At 64.1% G+C, this 16,665-nt stretch carries 13 protein-coding genes; 4 read left to right on the top strand and 9 right to left on the bottom strand.

The window, feature by feature from the left end; translation table 11 throughout:
- Positions 1-30 precede the first annotated feature (30 nt).
- The 4 genes from AC0L2U_RS19350 to AC0L2U_RS19335 all read right to left on the bottom strand — a co-directional run bounded on the left by AC0L2U_RS19350 (position 31) and on the right by AC0L2U_RS19335 (position 6,706).
- Entirely contained in the window at positions 31-1,683 is a 1,653-nt protein-coding gene (locus AC0L2U_RS19350; protein WP_473602490.1) for a vWA domain-containing protein, read from the bottom strand.
- Positions 1,684-2,057: 374 nt separating this feature from the next.
- Entirely contained in the window at positions 2,058-3,056 is a 999-nt protein-coding gene (locus tag AC0L2U_RS19345) for a GlxA family transcriptional regulator (RefSeq protein ID WP_164748958.1), read from the bottom strand.
- Positions 3,057-3,076: 20 nt separating this feature from the next.
- A complete protein-coding gene (gene folD, locus AC0L2U_RS19340) occupies positions 3,077-3,976 on the bottom strand; it encodes a bifunctional methylenetetrahydrofolate dehydrogenase/methenyltetrahydrofolate cyclohydrolase FolD (RefSeq protein WP_127269251.1) in 900 nt (299 codons plus the stop codon).
- Positions 3,977-4,156: 180 nt separating this feature from the next.
- A complete protein-coding gene (locus tag AC0L2U_RS19335) occupies positions 4,157-6,706 on the bottom strand; it encodes a GumC family protein (RefSeq protein ID WP_473602489.1) in 2,550 nt (849 codons plus the stop codon).
- A gap of 198 nt (positions 6,707-6,904) precedes the next feature.
- Between AC0L2U_RS19335 and AC0L2U_RS19330 the strand changes: the two genes are divergently transcribed.
- A complete protein-coding gene (locus tag AC0L2U_RS19330; protein ID WP_127272343.1) occupies positions 6,905-8,200 on the top strand; it encodes a lipopolysaccharide biosynthesis protein in 1,296 nt (431 codons plus the stop codon).
- Here AC0L2U_RS19330 and AC0L2U_RS19325 read toward each other — a convergent pair.
- Genes AC0L2U_RS19325 through AC0L2U_RS19315 form a run of 3 tightly spaced genes read right to left on the bottom strand, consistent with a single transcriptional unit; the run spans position 8,197 to position 11,080 of the window.
- Positions 8,197-9,120: a DUF6492 family protein gene (locus AC0L2U_RS19325; protein ID WP_473602488.1), complete on the bottom strand. Its 924-nt coding sequence runs from the start codon at positions 9,118-9,120 to the stop codon at positions 8,197-8,199. The genes AC0L2U_RS19330 and AC0L2U_RS19325 overlap by 4 nt on opposite strands.
- On the bottom strand, positions 9,117-9,911 hold the full coding sequence (locus AC0L2U_RS19320) for a WecB/TagA/CpsF family glycosyltransferase (RefSeq protein WP_127328764.1): 795 nt from the start codon (positions 9,909-9,911) through the stop codon (positions 9,117-9,119). Before AC0L2U_RS19320 ends, AC0L2U_RS19325 begins: the two co-directional genes overlap by 4 nt.
- Positions 9,908-11,080 (bottom strand): glycosyltransferase family 4 protein, encoded by a 1,173-nt coding sequence (locus AC0L2U_RS19315; RefSeq protein ID WP_352582330.1) that lies wholly within the window; start codon positions 11,078-11,080, stop codon positions 9,908-9,910. The genes AC0L2U_RS19320 and AC0L2U_RS19315 overlap by 4 nt, the downstream gene beginning before the upstream one ends.
- 172 nt (positions 11,081-11,252) lie before the next feature.
- Here AC0L2U_RS19315 and AC0L2U_RS19310 point away from each other — a divergent pair, with 172 nt between their 5' ends.
- From AC0L2U_RS19310 to proC, 3 genes are read left to right on the top strand one after another with little or no spacing between them, the layout of a single operon-like run.
- Positions 11,253-12,251, top strand: a complete 999-nt coding sequence (locus AC0L2U_RS19310) for a glycosyltransferase family 2 protein (protein WP_473602487.1) — start codon at positions 11,253-11,255, stop codon at positions 12,249-12,251.
- Positions 12,220-13,554, top strand: a complete 1,335-nt coding sequence (locus AC0L2U_RS19305; protein ID WP_127396180.1) for an O-antigen ligase family protein — start codon at positions 12,220-12,222, stop codon at positions 13,552-13,554. The genes AC0L2U_RS19310 and AC0L2U_RS19305 overlap by 32 nt, the downstream gene beginning before the upstream one ends.
- Positions 13,555-13,614: 60 nt before the next feature.
- Positions 13,615-14,430, top strand: coding sequence for a pyrroline-5-carboxylate reductase (proC, locus tag AC0L2U_RS19300; protein ID WP_127396179.1), 816 nt, complete (start codon positions 13,615-13,617; stop codon positions 14,428-14,430).
- Positions 14,431-14,801: 371 nt separating this feature from the next.
- Here proC and AC0L2U_RS19295 read toward each other — a convergent pair whose 3' ends face one another.
- A complete protein-coding gene (locus AC0L2U_RS19295) occupies positions 14,802-15,056 on the bottom strand; it encodes a type II toxin-antitoxin system VapB family antitoxin (RefSeq protein ID WP_127321718.1) in 255 nt (84 codons plus the stop codon).
- A gap of 68 nt (positions 15,057-15,124) precedes the next feature.
- Positions 15,125-16,438: an NAD(P)H-dependent oxidoreductase gene (locus AC0L2U_RS19290; protein WP_128363599.1), complete on the bottom strand. Its 1,314-nt coding sequence runs from the start codon at positions 16,436-16,438 to the stop codon at positions 15,125-15,127.
- Between the last annotated feature and the right edge of the window lie 227 nt (positions 16,439-16,665).

Below are 16,665 nucleotides of genomic sequence, written 5' to 3'. Positions count from 1 at the left end.
GGCCGCCCTCTTGCGGTTGTGCATACGATTCTATTGCACGGTTAGCTCGGCTCGCTCGCCGGCCTTGACCGTCACGTTGCCTTCTTTCGAACTGTTGTCGGGTTTCTCCGAAACGACGGCGTAGTCGCCCGCCGGGATCGCTGCCTGATACTTCTGGTCGAATGCATAGCCAAGCGACTTGCGGTTGCCGTTGATGTCCTTCTTGGCCTCGAAAATCTCGATCTTCGAGGCTCCGGGCGCGGTGATCGCCAGCACGCCGGCATTCATTGCGACCTTCAGATCCTGAAATTCGCCCACCTTGACAGTGAACGGCTGCTCGACGACGGCGAGATCAACCGTCGCAATCAACACATAGTCATCGGGCGGCAGATCGAATTTGCTGTCGGGTCCGTAGGCATAGGTCACCTCGCCCCTGGTTCCGTCGATCTTCGTTTTCGCCTTCGTGACCTTGAAGCCGATGCCCGAACCGTCCGCCTTGTCGCCGCCGGCAGCATAATAAGCATTGGCAACGACATGGCCGACACCGGCAATCATGTCCTTTTCCACGGTCTTGCCGGCAGCCAGCGGAATCGTCTCGGTAGCCACGCCCTGCCCGATCGTGACAGTCACTTTCTCGTCGCCGGCCGGCAACACGGCTTTCGTCGTCCCATGGAAGGTGGCGGGCATGTCAGCACCAGGATAGTCGATGACGACAGCCGCGCCATCGACGACATCCGCCCCCGCGCTCGGTCGCGGGTGGATGATGAGCGTGCCGGCATTCAAGTTGAAAAGCGGCTTGTAGACCTGGCCGGCCTCGATCTTGACCTTCTGCTCGGTCTTGGCCTGGCCGTCACTGGCCACGACGATATAGTCGCCCGGTTCCAGATTGGCCTTGTAGGCGCCGTATTCGGTGCTGACGTAGTCGCCGCGCGTACCGTCGGGTTTGGCCTTGTAGATTTCCCAGGCGTTGCCGTCGGTGACGGGATCGCCGCCCTCGGCAAGCACTGCTATCGGCAGGAAATTGAATTCCGGTTTGGCCGGCGCGGGCGCTGGCGCAGGAGCCGGTTCAGGAGCAGGCGCCGGCGCCGCCACTGTCTCGGCAAGCGCCGCCTGCAACGCCTTCTCGTCGGAGGCCTGGATGTACTTGCCGCCGGTGTTGTCGGCGAGGCAGGCGATCTGCCGGCCCTCATCGGCGGTCAGGCCGAAACCGACGACATCGGCGGTGAAGTCGACGCCGGATGCCTCGAGCTCCTTGCCAAGCGCGCAAGGGTCGCCCCCGCATGTTTCGAGCCCGTCGGTGATGAGCACGACGGTCGCCTTGTCCTCGGTGTATTTCAACGCCTCGGCCGCCTGCTTGACGGCAGCGGTCAGCGGCGTCTTGCCGAGGAATTTCAGGCTGTCGGCAGCGGCCGAAATGGCGCTGCCCGAACCTGCCTGCGGCGGCACGATCAGCTGGATATCGTCGCAGCTGCCCTTCTCGCGATGGCCATAGGCCATGAAGCCGATCTCATCGTCGCCGGGGACCGATTGAAGCACGGTTCGAAGCGACTCTCGGGCGATTTCGAGCTTGGGCTTGCCGTCGATCTGCGCCCACATCGAGCCGGACGCATCGAGAATGATGATGACCTTGTTTGCGGCGAAGCCGAAGGTCGTCATCGACAAAAGGAGGATCGCCGCAGCGACGCCCCGTGCAAGTCCCGCCATCGAAATCTCCTAAATCCGCCCCTGATCCGGGCGGCAAGCTATTTGACGCGGCGCCGGGACACAAGTCCAGGCAGCCAGGTGCGTCGGGCCCAAACCCAGCTTAACAAAAGTCGTGACGACAGCCAGTTCGGGGTGTCGGCAGTGCCGATGGCTTTCCATGATAGGAATTTTTTCTTGACTGGATGCACTCAGCTATGGTACATTTTGCCTATGGTGCTGATTTGCGCCGGTGACCCGCCGCTCAGGCGGGTTTTTCGTTTGATGCACCCGTCAGCCAACGCGGCGGCGAAGGCTCCGAAAGAACCCGTTACCCGAATCGCTACCCTGGCCCGATGCGCCGGGCCGAATGCCGAACTTTTCAGCGGAAGCGGAATTCAGTAGGTCGTGCGGCGCTCTTCCGAGGGCGGCCTGCCGAATTGCAGCCGGTAGCTCTGGGCGAAGTAGGAATGCGAGGTGAAGCCGGTCGCTATCGCCACATCGAGGATCGGCATGTTGGTCTGGCGCAGCAGTTCGCGCGCCCGCTCCAGCCGCAACCGCATATAGTAACGGCCGGGGGTGACGCTGAGGTGGCGCAGGAACAGGCGCTCGACCTGGCGCACCGAAAGGCCGGCGGATTTGGCCAGCTGTACCGCCGACAGCGGCTCGTCGAGGTGGTCGGCCATCAGTTCGACGATGCGCCTGAGCTTCTCCGACTTGCCGGTCAGGTCGCGTTCCGGTCCGACGCGCTGGCGGTCGCCGGCCGAGCGGATGCGTTCGTGCTGGAACTGGTTGGCGACGCCATTGGCGAGGTTCGAGCCGAAATCGCCGCGCACGATCTCCAGCATCAGGTCGATCGAAGTGGTGCCGCCGGCGCAGGTGTAGCGCTTGCGGTCGATCTCGAAGACATTGCCGGTGCAGTTGATGTCGGGGAAGCGTTCGACGAAGCCGGCGCGATTTTCCCAATGGATGGTGCAGCGATAGCCTTCAAGCTGGCCGGCCTCGGCCAGCAGGTAGGAGCCGACCGACAGGGCACCCAGCGCATTGCCGCGCCGACCCCAGCTGCGCAGTGCCGCCAGCACCTTGCTCTTGCCGGGAAATTCCGTCGTCAGCCCGACCGAGACGAAAAGGATATCGACCGGCGGCAGGTCGGCAACGGCGTAGTCGATCTTGAGCGGCAGGCCATTGGAAGCCATCACCGGATCGCCATCGGCCGACACCGTCGTCCAACCGTAGAAGTCGCGGCCAAGCAACCGGTTCGCCGACCGGAACGTATCGATCGCGGCAGCCAGCGAGAACATGGAGAACTTGTCTACCAGCAGGAATGCGAACTGCCGCCCGCCTTGAACGGGGTCCGTGATGACCGGCCGTTCTGAGGGAACACTGGGGTTCGGCAAAGCTGCGGCTTTCTGGCGGGTCAGAAGGACGGCCGTTTCAATCCGGCCGCAAGGTAGGCCGAGGCTAACGTATTGGCCATCAGCATGGCAATGGTCATCGGCCCGACACCGCCGGGAACCGGCGTGATGGCGCCGGCGGCCTTAGCCGCTTCGGCATAGGCGACATCGCCGACGAGGCGGGACTTGCCCTCGCCCTTTTCCGGCGCCGGAATGCGGTTGATGCCGACATCGATGACGGTGGCGCCGGGCTTCACCCAATCACCCCTGATCATCTCCGGCCTGCCGACGGCCGCGACAAGGATATCGGCGGTGCGGGCCAAGGCGGGCAGATCCCTGGTGCGGCTGTGGGCGATGGTGACGGTGCAGTTGGCGGCAAGCAGCAGGTTGGCCATCGGCTTGCCGACGATGTTGGAGCGGCCGACGACGACGGCGTTGAGGCCGGACAGGTCCTTGCCGCGCACCCGCTCGATCAGAAGCATAGAGCCGGCCGGCGTGCAAGGCACGAAGGCTGTCTCGAGTTCACCGGTGCCGAGCTTGCCGACATTGATGAAATGGAAGCCGTCGACATCCTTTTCCGGCGCGATGGTCTGGATGATCTTGCCGGCGTCGATATGGGCCGGCAGCGGAAGCTGCACGAGGATGCCGTTGATGGCCGGATCGGCGTTGAGATCGCCGATGATTTTCAGCAACGCCGGTTCCGAGGTTTCGGCCGGCAGCGTGTGCTGGACGGAATGAAAGCCGCATTCCTTGGCGGTGCGCGACTTGGACGCGACATAGACCTGGCTGGCCGGATCCTCGCCGACGATAACCACGGCAAGACCCGGCTTGGCCTGGCCCTTGGCGACAAGCTCAGCCGTCAGGGTCTTGACCGACCCCACAACGTCGCCGGCAACGCTCTTGCCATCAATCACTTCGGCCATGGACTACCCTCAACACCAGAATGCCCAAGCGCGTCGCTTGCGGAAGCGACGCGCTTTTCGATCTTTCACAGCGTGGCATTTTCACGAAAATTCCAACATGCAATCCCGCCAAAGCGCCGTCCCATGCCGTTTACGCGAAACCGGCATGTTTTTGTACGGCACAGCGCAGATTTTTGTGGCTCAGAAGTAGCGACGCCGCACGCGGCTCTCGGTCAGTTCGCGAACCGCTTCGCGGAATTCGCGCAGGCTGGCGCGGATTTCCTCGATTGGCGCTTGCTGCTCGGCATCCTCCGCGGCCCGCGACGGCTCCGCCGGTCGCTGATGTGGCTGAGGCGCCTGCTGTTGCGGGAGGGGCGGCTGTGGATAGGACTCGGAAGCAGGCTGAGCCGGATCGGGCTGCTGCCCCGCATTGGCGGCCGGCATCGATTGCGGATAGGGATAGGCCGGCGGCTGTGCGTAGCCCAAAGGCTGCGCGTAGGGATAGAGCTGCGGCCCGGAATATGGCCGCTGCTGCACCATGGGAGGCGGCAGTGGCGGCTGCGCCGTCTGCTGCGGATGGCCGCCGGGCTGGAAAAGCGGCGCCGGGTATGCTGTCGCGGCCGCCTGCCGAGGCTCGAAGGCCGGTGCCGACTGGGGATAAGCGCGGTATTGCGGATCCTGCATTGACCCCCCGTTTTCGGCAGAAGCCCATTCAACGGTATCGAACGGCTCCTCCCTGGACGGCCTGCGGGAGACGGACTTGTGCAGCCTCGACAGCAAGGCGCCGATCCGGCCGGGACCTTCGGCCGGCGAGACCTCGGCTTGCTGGACAGGTGGTGGCGCGGCCGGCGGTGGTGATGCAGGCGGGGGTGTCGATGGCTGCGGCGCAGGTGGTTGTGGCGGCGCCGGCGGCGGCGCTGCCCGATATGCCTTGTCTTCGTAAGGCGTCCGGCGTTCGTCCGTGCCATGGTCGCGACGCGAGCGCGAATTGGCGGTGTCGCGCAGGCTCTCATAGGCGCCACGCATGGCTCCGAGGCCAATGCCGGAGGCGAAACCCAGCAACAGGCTGGCAAGCGCGACCACGACCCGCGACGGCCCGTTCGGCTCGAGCGGCGCGAAGGCCTTCGAGATCACATTGATGTTGGCTGTGTTGATGTCCTTCTGCTCGCCGGTCTCCTTGGCGCGCAGGAGATACTGTTCGTAGACGGAACGCTTGGCGGTGGCCTCGCGCTCCAGTTCGCGCATCGACACGCGGTCGCTGTTGACGTCGCCGCTGCGGACCTTCAGCTGCGCCAGGCGAGAGGCAAGATCCTGTTCGAGCTGGACCGCGCGCTTGAGGTCGACCTGCAGCGACGAGCCGATGCGGCGCAGCTCCGAGGCGATGCGGTCGCGTGCGCCGGCAAGCTGGGCATTGAGCGCCTGGAGTTCGGGATGACGCGGGCCGAACCGAATGGCGGCGCGGTCAGCCTCCTGCTTGAGCGATGCATATTGCGAACGCAGATCGCTCATCGAGTTGGAGTTGATCTCCTCCGGCAAGGTGCCGGTGAGAACCGAATTGACGTCGACCGAACGCGCCGAGGCCGCCCGGGCATTCAGCTCCAGCGTGCGGGCGCGGGCAACCGACAGCTGCTCGTTGAGTTTCAGCATTTCGTCATCGCTGATGAGGTGGCCCTGCGCGTCGACAAGGTCGTGCGTGGCCCTGAAATCCTCGACCTTGCGCTCGGCCGCCTCGACCCCCTTGCGCAACTCGTCAAGCCTGGCCGTCAGTTCGTCGGTGGCGCGGCCTGCGGTGTCCGACTGTATCTGGCCGAAGGTCTGCAGGAAGACATCCGTCATCGTGTTGGCGATGAGGGCCGATTTCTCGCCATTCTGCGTGGTGGCGCTGACGGTGATGACGAAGGTCTTGCCGCCGCGCTCGACCGAAAGGCTCTCGGCCAGATTGCCGACAGCAAGCGCGCGGCGGCGGCTGTCGTCGACACCCCCCGGCCCGTCATTGCGCGACAGGACGGAGCGGATGAGCGACATGATGCTAAGGCCGCCGCCGCCTTGCCCATTGAATTCGGGGTCGTTGACCAGATTGAGCTTGTCGACGACCTTGTTGAGAACGGTGCCTGAGGTCAGCACCCGAACCTGGTTCTCGACGATGGCCAGCGTGGCATCGGAAGCGACGACCGACTGGGTGAGGTCGCGATCGGTTAGCTTCAGATCGCGCGGGTCGACGATCAGTTCGGTGGTGGCTTCATATTTCTTCGGCGTCGACAGCGCGATGGTGACGCCGAGCGCAGCGCCCAGTAGTGTCGTCGTCACGATCAGCAGCTTCGACTTGCCGACACCGCGCACAACCTGCATCGGGTCGATCAGCGGCTTCCACTGCTGGCTGTCCATGCCGTCGTTTCGGGATACCGACGCATCGCCTGCAGCGTAAGGCTCCGATGCATGATCGGCGCGCCGGGCGCCGGCGGTTTCGGCGGCACCAATTTGTGTCCGTGGCGTCGTTTGCGCGCGATATGATGACGAAGCTTGCTCATGATCCCCGTCGGTGGCGACCGGATCCGACAGTTTCGGGTTGCGCGCCTCGCGCTGCGAACGGGCGAGGCGATGACGGGTGGCGGCATCCTCGCGCCATGACGGGTCTGCCCGGTCGCCTATCGAGACCAGGGACGCGTCGGGTTCATCGCCGCGCACAGCCTGGCCAAGCGCCAGCAATGAGCGCTCGCGCTTCCAGTCCTCGCGGTTTTCCCTGTCGACCATCGTCTGGAACTTTACCTTTGGCGACCTGCAAACGGCGCTTGGCCATTCGTTAAGCCACGCTAAACAGGCATGGAAAACAAAAGGTTAATTTTCCCGCACCGAAGCGTCGGTTTCTCGCTTCGGTTGCATCTATTTTCGACACAGGCTCAGCCTCCAGAACGGCACGTTAAGTTTTCCCGCCTAGGCTCTCCTTGAGACATGACGCAGGCCAGTGACATACCGCAAAGGCGGCCCCTCGCCCGGATCGGCAGCTTTTTGGCCGAACGACGGGGGCTGCTTCGCGACTATTTCTCGGCGATCAGCGGCGCCGGCGGGCGACTGGTGTTTTCGCTGGCCTATTTCATCGCGCTGGCCAACACGCTGTCCATTTCCGAATTCGGCATGTTCGCCACCGCTTCGGCGGCCGGTGTCATGCTGTCGCGCATCCTCGCCTTCGGGTTCATCTCGGCGCTCTACCGCACCGCCACCATCCGCCCCAATCTGATCGGCACCTTCTCCGCCGGCTTCCTGCTGCTCGGCGTGCTGTCGCTGCCGCTGCTGGCCGCGGCCTCGTTCGGCGTCTATCTGCTTTTCTTCGCCGACACCGTGCCGCTGTCGGTGTTTGCGGCAATCGTCTTTGCCGAAGCGCTGCTGTGGCGGCCGGTCGAGGTGGCGCTGATCGTCAACAACGGGCTGGGCAAGTTCGGCCGCGCCGCGCTGCTAGCTATCCTGGCGACCGCGTTGCGGGCGCTCGGCGCGGTGCTGTTCATGTTCTCTGCGCATCACAGCGTCTGGATATGGTCGTGGTTCTATATCGGCGCCAATGCCGCCTCGCTGCTGATCGCCTTCGGCTTCTTCTACCCGCGCCAGCGGTTGCGGCTGCGCATCGAGCTCTATCTCAGGCGATTGGCCGATTCTGTCTACGTGGCCGGCGCCGAAGTGCTGTTCTACCTGCAGATGGAGTTCGACAAGCTGCTGGTGCTGGCGATCGGCGGCCCGCATCTGGCTGGCATCTACGCCATCATCATGCGGCTGGTAGACCTGACCGCCATTCCGATCCGCACCTTCTCGATGATGCTGGTGCAGCGCATGATGCGCGCGCCCGAACTTTTGTCGCGGCTGGCGGTCAAGAGCGGCATCGAAGGCGGTGTGTTCGCGGTCTCCACGGCAGCGCTGCTGACGCTTGGCATCGTGCTGCATTTCTTCCCCAATGCGCTCGGCAAGAATGTCGCCGAGGCCGCGCCGCTGGTCGTGCTGGCGATCTGCGTGCCTGGCTTGCGCAATCTGGTCGAATATCAGGCCGAGCTTTTGTTCGCGCGCGGCCAGACGCTGGTGCGGGCGCTCAATCTCGGTCTGCTCGCCGCACTGAAGGCGCTGCTTTTGACTTATGTGCTGACGACCATCCTCGACACGCCGAACCTGGTGCTGTCGCTCAATGTCGTCTTCCTGCTTTTGTATCTCGCCTCGACGCTGCTCACCTATTCGGCGATGCGTAAACCGGCAAAGCCCATCTAATCCAGCCCGATCAAACGGCGGATGCGGCCGATATCGGTGCCGATGAAGGATTGCATGCCGATCGCCACCTGCTCCGGCGCCATGGCGGCAACGAAGCGGCGGAACTCGTTGTCCGACAGCGCCTCGCCGGTCCAGTGGACACGGCAGAACTCTTCCGAACCGTGGAAGTGGCCGGCTCCGTGAAGCAGATCGTCGACATAGCGGCCGTAGATCATGCATTCGGAGAATTTGCGCGCCGAACCGACGACCTCGACCCAGTTGCGACCATGGACCTTCTCGATCTCGCCGCACATGGCCAGCACGGTGTCGCGCCGCCAGGCGATCAGCGTCGAGATGTAGTCGTGGACCGATGTCCGGGACGGATCGATGCCGAGTGCCGACCCCGCGTTGCGCGACCAGATGCGATGCTCCTCATGACCTTCGTCCGCCAGCACGCCGTCGCGGCGGAACAGCCGCGCCTTGCCGTCGCGCCAGAAGGCGGCGCAGTCGAAAGGTTTGAGGAAGGCAACATCGGAATCGCAGAAGATCAGCACATCTTGAGATGCATGCGCCGAGATGGCGATGCGGCGCAATTGCTGCACGTGCCAGCCACGCAGCGGCTGGGTCTTCAGGCTGAGCCAGACGCGCCGGCGAAACAGGCTGAGCGGATCGTCAAATGCGTGCAGCCAGCGCGGCAGCAATTCACGCTCGTCGACGACCGTGCGGCGGCCGGTTTCCAATTGGCGAAACAGCCTGACGTCGCGATGTTCGACCAAGATGTAATGGTGCGCCGCGCCCGAAACGTGGCGATCAAGTGTCTCGCACAGCAGGCGGCAGCGCTCGAAGTCGGGCGCGTAGCTTGCCGTCACGATGGCCGCCGTCGGTGTCTGCCGCAGCGGGCCTGGCTCGACAGCGGCGCCTGGCACGAACCTGCTGTTCACTTGACATCCTCCGCGGCTTCGGGCGCAAGCGAGAATTTCTGCCTGACGACGCGCAGCAGGAACAGTGGGTTGCCGACCACATAGCGGCGCCACAGGCGGCTCGGTTCGACAGCCAACCGGAACAGCCATTCGAGCCGCAGCCGGCGCATCCACAAGGGCGCGCGGGGCACCGCGCCGCTCAGGAAATCAAGCAACGCGCCGACGGCGATCGGCAGCGTGCAGTGGCGCGCGTCGATGTGGCGTTCGATCCACAATTCCTGGCGCGGCACGCCCATGGCGACGAGCAGCACGTCGGGCCGAAGCGCGGCGATCCGGTCGACGATTTCCTGCTCCTGCGAAGCAGGGAAATAGCCGTCATGGATCACCACGAATTTGTGCTGCACCGCCAAGGCGGCCAGCTTGACCGAAGCCGCTTCGGCATTGACACGCGTCGCGCCGAGCAGCCCAACGGTCAGCGGCGTCGTCGAGGCCTGCAGGAAGGCCGGGACGAAATCGGTGCCGTTGAGATTGTCGGGAAACGGCGCCCCGTAGAGGAGTCTCGCCGCCAGATCGATACCGATGCCGTCGGGCAGGATGAGGAAATCATCGAGTGCCCCGGCGAACACCGGGTCGGTATAGGCGATGTTGGCGTTGTGGGCGTTGAGGAAACTGACCTTGGTGAAGCGCCGCTCGGCAATCAACCGGTTCAGCAGGGCGATGGCATCGTTCCAGCGGACCGCAACCACCGGGATGCCAAGGATCGTCTTCAGCTTGTCGAGCCCGAACGCGGCGCGGGCGGAATGCATGTTCATGCAAACGCCTCCTGCCTGACAGGCTCAAGCTTTTCGAGGCCGAGCCGGATGGCAGCGTCGAGCGCCTTGACCTGCGAGCCCCGGAACGCGCTGCCGTCGACGTCGCGGATGTCGGCCGCCGCAGCCTCGAGAGCCTTGGCGAAGGCGACGGGATCGTCGGTGACGACGCAGTTGGCCGGACGGTGGTCGATGCCGCGCAGCGAACGGCTGGTGGCGACCGAAGGCAGGCCGAGTTCGAACGTTTCGATGGTCTTCAACTGGACGCCGCTGCCCGCGGTGCTGATCAGCGGAATGACGGCAGCACCGCGCACGAAAGCCTGCGCGTCGGGCACGCGGCCGACAAGTTCGACACCCGGATGCTTCGAGGCGACGCCCGAAGGCATGTGGCCTGCGATGCGGATGCGGAAATCGGGCCGCAGATGCGGCACGACGTTGCTCAGGAACCAGTCGAGGCCGATGCGGTTCGGCTGCCAGGTCCAGGTGCCGATCAGGGCGGCGTCGCAGTCGATGCGGCGAGGGCCTTTCAGGGTTGGCGCCTGGGCACCGGTCACCAGCGGCAGCACCGCCGAGCGGTTGTCGGAGGCGACACCTAGTGCGGCGCGGTCTTCCTCGGCCAGGGTGAAGACGAAGCGCGCCCGGCGGCAGAGACGCTCTTCGACGGCCTTGAGCAGCCTTGCCTCGCGGCGAAACAGCAGGCGCTGGAAGAGGCTGCCGGCGGCAGCGGCGTTCTCCCGCGCCGAAAGATACTCGACATTGTGGGCAACGAAGATCGAAGGCCGCTCGGTGAACAGCTTTTCGAAGGCGCCGGCGAACTGCACGGAATTCAGCACGTAGCCGTCAACCGGTCCAGCTTGCTCGATGGCAGCGAGAACATCGCTGTCGGACACGGCGCGCAGCTTGACCGAGGCGAAGGTGAGGCCCGAAAGCAGCGCCTTGCCGACCCAGGCCAGCTTCTGCCGCGCGGAGGCATTGTCCGTGCGCACGTCGATGGCACCCAGCACCACGGTGTTTTCGGGGTCGGCCGCGGGTTTCCCCGGCCAGGTGAAACCAATGACGGTTACGCGCACGCCAGCGCGCCGCAGGGCGGCGATGATCGCAGCGTTTGCGATCTCGTAGCCCGAGGCGAGAGCACCGTCGGGCACGATCGATGTGGCGAACAGCAGATGCATCTCACCTATCCAGTGGTGTAGCCGGTAGCAAAGCGCGGTGAACCCTTGATTAAGCGAGCACATTCGACGGCCGAAAGCCTCTGCTTGCAGGCGTTCTCCGTGCAAGGTGATTAACGAAACCTTATCAACCGTGGTGCTACCAGAGCCCAACTCACCATGTGGCTGGACACGGATGATCCCTTTGCCATCGGACGGTTCGGTATCGGTCGCGGGACGCACGCCGCGGCTTGACGTCGAGGCCGTCGAAGCCGTCGTCACCTTGCCGACCTTCAAGCGTCCCGAGCAGGTACTGGAAACGCTGGCGTCGCTGTGCGCGCAGCAAACCGGCAGGCGCTTTGCCGTGATCGTCATGGAGAACGAAGCCGAGGCGCGGGCCGGCGCCAAGGCGGCGCTGCCGCTGTTCGAGCGCGGCGAGATGCCAGGCCTTGTCATCATCGCGCATGAGCGCGGCAATTGCAGCGCCTACAATGCCGGCTGGCAGACGGCGATCCTGCAATTCCCGAACTTCAGGCATCTGCTGGTCATCGACGATGACGAGATCGCCGATCCGCAGTGGCTGGAACGGATGTGCCGGGCTGCCGAAACGCTCGGCGCCGATATTGTCGGCGGCCCGCAGGTGCCCGTATTTGCCGACCCCGCCCATGCGCGATGGGCCGAGCATCCGGTGTTCGCGCCGCCCTACCGGGAGACAGGGCGGGTGCCGGCGCTCTATTCGTCCGGCAATCTTCTGGTCGGGCGCAACGTGCTGATCGCCATGGGTCCACCCTTTCTCGATCTCAGATTCAACTTCATGGGCGGCGGCGATTCCGACTTTCTCAGCCGGTCGGCGCAAAAGGGCTTTGTGCTGGGCTGGTGCGCCGAGGCCAAGGTGCATGAAACCGTCCCGGCCCGGCGTATCGAAGCCGACTGGATCCGGGCCCGCAGCCTGCGCAACGGTGTCATCTCGACACTGGTCGAAAAGAAGAAGCGCGCCGGCACACCGCTGGCCGGCGCCAAGGTGTTGCTGAAGAGCCTGGCACTGCTTGCCGCCTCGCCGTTTCGCGGCCTGATCCGGCTGGCGCGGACCGGATCGCCTGATATCGCCATCTACCCTGTCCATGTGGCGCTGGGCCGCGTGCTGGCCGAATTCGGATATGCCAATGAGCAATACCGCCAGCCTGAGAAAAACTGAGCGCGCGCCGCTCAGCGCCGCGTTCACGCGCGAAGGCGTGGCGACCGCCATTGCCGCGCTGCTGTTCACCGTCATCATGGTGTCCTTCCGGCCGTTCCAGCCGGGCGGCGCAGAACTCACCGGTCAAGGCGGCGACATCGTCAACCAGCTTGGCTTCGGTTCGCTCGGCGCCATGTCGATCTTCTCGCTGATGGCCTTTGCCGATCCGCGTGTGGTGCGCTCGCTGCTCAGCCCGTCCTGGATGCTGATGCTGGGCTTCTTTTTCCTCTCGGTGATCCTGTCGACCGATCCGCCTTCGGCCATGCGCGCCGCCTCCTTCACCCTGATCGGCATCCTGACAATGGCGACGATCCTGGTTCTGCCGCGCGACGCCGAAGCCTTCTCGAAAGTGATCATCTTCACCGCCGTCGTGGTCATGGGCCTTTCCTATCTCGGCCTCATCGTTTTTCCGCACGAGGCGATGCACACCGCCGACTCGCAGGAGCCTGAGCATGCCGGCCTGTGGCGCGGCGTGTTCACCCACAAGAACATCGCCGGGCCGATCATGGCCTGCCTCAGCTTCGCAGGCCTCTATCTCTACCGGCGCGGACAGCGCTATTGGGGCGCCGGGATCTTCTTGGCAGCGATGATCTTCATGCTGCACACCGGCTCCAAGACGACAGCCGGCCTGGTGCCGTTCTCGATCCTGATCGTCATGTTCCCGAGCCTGATCGGCATGCGGCTCGGCACGCCGATCCTGTTTGCGCTGGCGATCGTCGCGACAGCGGTCGGCACGCTGGGCATCGTATTCCTGCCGCCGATAAAACATCTCGCGGCGATCTATTTCCCGGACATGACCTATACGGGCCGCACGACGCTGTGGGAGTTCGCCGGCAGCATGCTCGCGAAGAAGCCATGGACCGGTTACGGCTATGAGAGCTTCTGGGGCACGCCCTTGCTGCTCAACCAGGACCAGCCCTTCGACCGGCCGTGGGACATCCGGACCATCGTGCACGGCCATGACGGCTACCTCGACATCGCCGTGCTGATGGGCATTCCGGCACTCTGCGTGGCGGTCTACACTTTCCTCATCGCGCCGCTGCGCGACTACATGCGCATTCCGTTGCGCAGGGAAAACATTTTTCTCGGTGACTTCTTCATGATGGTGGTGCTGTTCACGGCGCTGAACGCTTTTCTCGAAAGCTTCTTCTTCCATCGCGGCGACCCGGTCTGGCTGTTCTTCGTGCTCGGCGTGCTTGGCCTCCGGCAAGTCTCGCTGCGGCCGATGGCAGTGCGCGATCCCGATCGCGGCTCGCGATCCTGACAGGGCTTCCCCAGGGAAGCGCCAGCGTCTATGTGAAGGCCTTCCTTCGGAGGGCTTTTGATGACGATCAGGCTTGTTCTCGCCGGCTGCGGCAATATGGGTTACGCCATGCTCTCAGGCTGGCTGAAATCCGGTAAGCTTGCGCCATCGGCGGTTTTCGTGGTCGAGCCCAATGCCGATCTGCGCAATCGCGCGACCACGCTGGGCTGCGCGACATCAGCCGATGCCGGCAGCATCCCGGCCGATGCCGTGCCCGATCTCGTCGTCATCGCGGTGAAGCCGCAGGTGATCCGCGATGTCACCTCCGCCTACAAGCGTTTCGGCGATGGCCGCACCACCTTCGTCAGCATCGCCGCCGGCACGCCGGCCAGCACCTTCGAGGAAATCCTCGGCAACCGCGCGCCGATCGTGCGCTGCATGCCCAACACACCCGCGGCAATCGGCAAGGGCATGATGGTGGTGTTCTCCAACAAGCTCGTGTCGGATGACACCAAGCGTTTCGTCGCCGATCTTTTGTCGGCGAGCGGCGAAGTGGCCACCATCGACGATGAGGGCCTGATGGATGCGGTGACCGCCGTCTCCGGATCTGGGCCGGCCTACATCTTCCATTTCATCGAAGCGCTGACCGTGGCCGCCGAGAAGGCCGGGCTGCCAACGGCGACCGCCAAGCTGCTCGCCATGCAGACCGTCTATGGCGCCGCCTCGCTCGCCGCCGAAAGCGGCGAGGAACCGGGCGTGCTGCGCCAGCAGGTCACCAGCCCCAACGGCACGACGGCCGCGGCGCTGGCCGTGCTGATGGGCGAGCACCGGCTGACCAATCTGCTGACGCAGGCGGTGGAGGCAGCGCGGCTCAGGTCTGTCGAACTGGGGAAGTAATCGTCAACTCCTCCGCTGCCGAAGTTTTGATGGGTCGGACGTGCTTGCGTTGATGGCTTGGCGGAAATGCACATCGCTTCGTCATCCTGGGGCGAAGCAAGGAGCGCAGCGACGCGGCGCAGACCCCAGGATCCATGCCGCGACTTCAAAGCGCTGCTGCGGTGCAGAATTCTGCTCCGCTGCATTCCTCGACCAAGATCACGGCATGGATCCTCGGGTCTCCGCGACGTCGCTTCGCTCCTGCTCCGCCCGTGGATGACGAAGTTGGGAAGGCTCCGGTCAATCCCGAATGTCTACGATCATCCATCGAAACGAACGACGAAATCCGAGCTGCCAGCAGGCCTTCCAACGTGACAACCCCTGTGCACCTGTCAGGCGTCATTCTGGCCGCCACCCCACATGGCATCGATCTCATTCTTGCTCACGACCCGGCCAGCCTTGCCCGCTTTGGACCTCAAATCATCGGCGATTGCAGCCAGCCGTTCCGCCAGAGGCATACGGGCGTTTTCCCGCTTCAGTTCACTTTCAAGCGCTTCGATAACCGCTCTGGTCATGGAAACCTTGCGCTTGGCGGCAAGCTGGCGAGCCAGTTCGCGGGCAAGCGGATTCCTGATTCGAAGGTTCATGTGGACCGACCTTGGCGACATTTGCCCCACAATCTATCATTTGTCGTAGCAGCGCCAGCGTGGTCCTTTCAGGCCCCGTACAGCATCTCATCCTGCAGCCGGCGCAAGGCGAACAGCCTTGTCGTCTGGTCGGGTGCCGCATTGTCTGACGTCAGCAACTCGCCTTTCCTGACCGGCTTCAGCACCTTGCCGCCCTCGAGCAGGCCGACCGGCACGGCGCGCTGGGCGCGGGCTTCGCCGACGGTCATCGTCCAGGAGCGGTAACAGGTCTCGCCGATCGCATCGAAGGTCTCGCCGGCGGCGAGATCCCGCTTGGCGACCGCACAGACTTCGGCAACAGGTCGCGGCAGCGGCACCATGTCGGGCTTGCCGAAAAGCATGATGCGGGCGGCGGTCAGCGGCACTTCCAGCGAGGTCAGATGGTAGGGTCGGAACAGGCTGTAGTAAGGGCCGTGGCCGATATGCAGATCGTCCATGCGCTCGATGATGCGCGGATGCGTCGCCTCGACGATGACGAAGACGCCGGGCGCGACGCCTTTGCCAATCGTGTAGTCGACGACGCCTTTCTTCAACAGCAGACCGCCGTCCTCGCGCGGGATCAGCACCTTGGCGAGGTCGTCGCGATCGGCCTTGGGGCCGTGCATGCCGGGCACATCGGGCACCAGCCCGGTGGCGTTGGCGATGGCGCACATCTCGACCATGGTCTTGGAACCGTCGACGAACTCGACGAGCATGCGCGGGTTCATGTTGCGGCGGATGGCTTCGGCGCGATAATCGTCCGGGACGGCATTGTGGTTGAGCGGGTTGTTCTTGCCCTTACCGGCCGAGACGATGGTCAGCCCGAGCGCCGACGCGAATTCGATCAGTTCCATGCAGCTCGACGGTTCGTCGCCCGCACCGACCGAATAGACGACGCCAAGCCGGTCGGCCTGCTGTTTCAGATAGCAGCCGATGGTGACGTCGGCCTCGACGTTCATCATCACCAGATGCTTGCCGTGCTCCATCGCCATGAGGTCGAAATCGGCGGCGACACCCGGCTTGCCGGTGGCGTCGATGACGACGTCGATCAACGGATTGGTGACCAGCATCTCGTTCGAAGTGATGGCGATCTTGCCGCTCTCGATGGCTCCGGTGACTTTCGACGCGGTGTCGGCTTCGACGGCCATGGCTTCGTCGCCATAGGCGATACGGATGGCATCGCGCGCGGTGTGCGGGCGGCGCGTCGAGACGGCGCAGATCGAAATGCCTGGCATCAGCATGCCTTGGGTGACCAGATCGGTGCCCATTTCGCCCGAGCCGATGACACCGATGCGCACCTGGCGGCCTTCGGCGGCACGCCTGGCGAGATCGCGGGCAAGGCCGGTCAGGGCGACGTTGGTCATGCAAGAATGTCCACAGCTTCGTGATTTGGGACCGGATAGCAGGGAACGGGTTCTATTTGCCAACGAAACCCGGTCGCGACCGGCAATTTCCCACGAAATCGTCTCGGAAGGGACGTCCTTCGGGGCTCGATTGGCCGAAGCGCAACCAATTGACAATGCAGCGGACAACCCCAATAAAACATTCGTTTGTCAACAAAGGCAAATGTTCACCGACGCGACAGTCGGAA

It is taken from the genome of Mesorhizobium sp. WSM4808, from assembly GCF_055811675.1.
The sequence above is the reverse complement of the archived record's forward strand: the minus strand, read 5'-3'. Positions and strand labels throughout refer to the sequence as shown.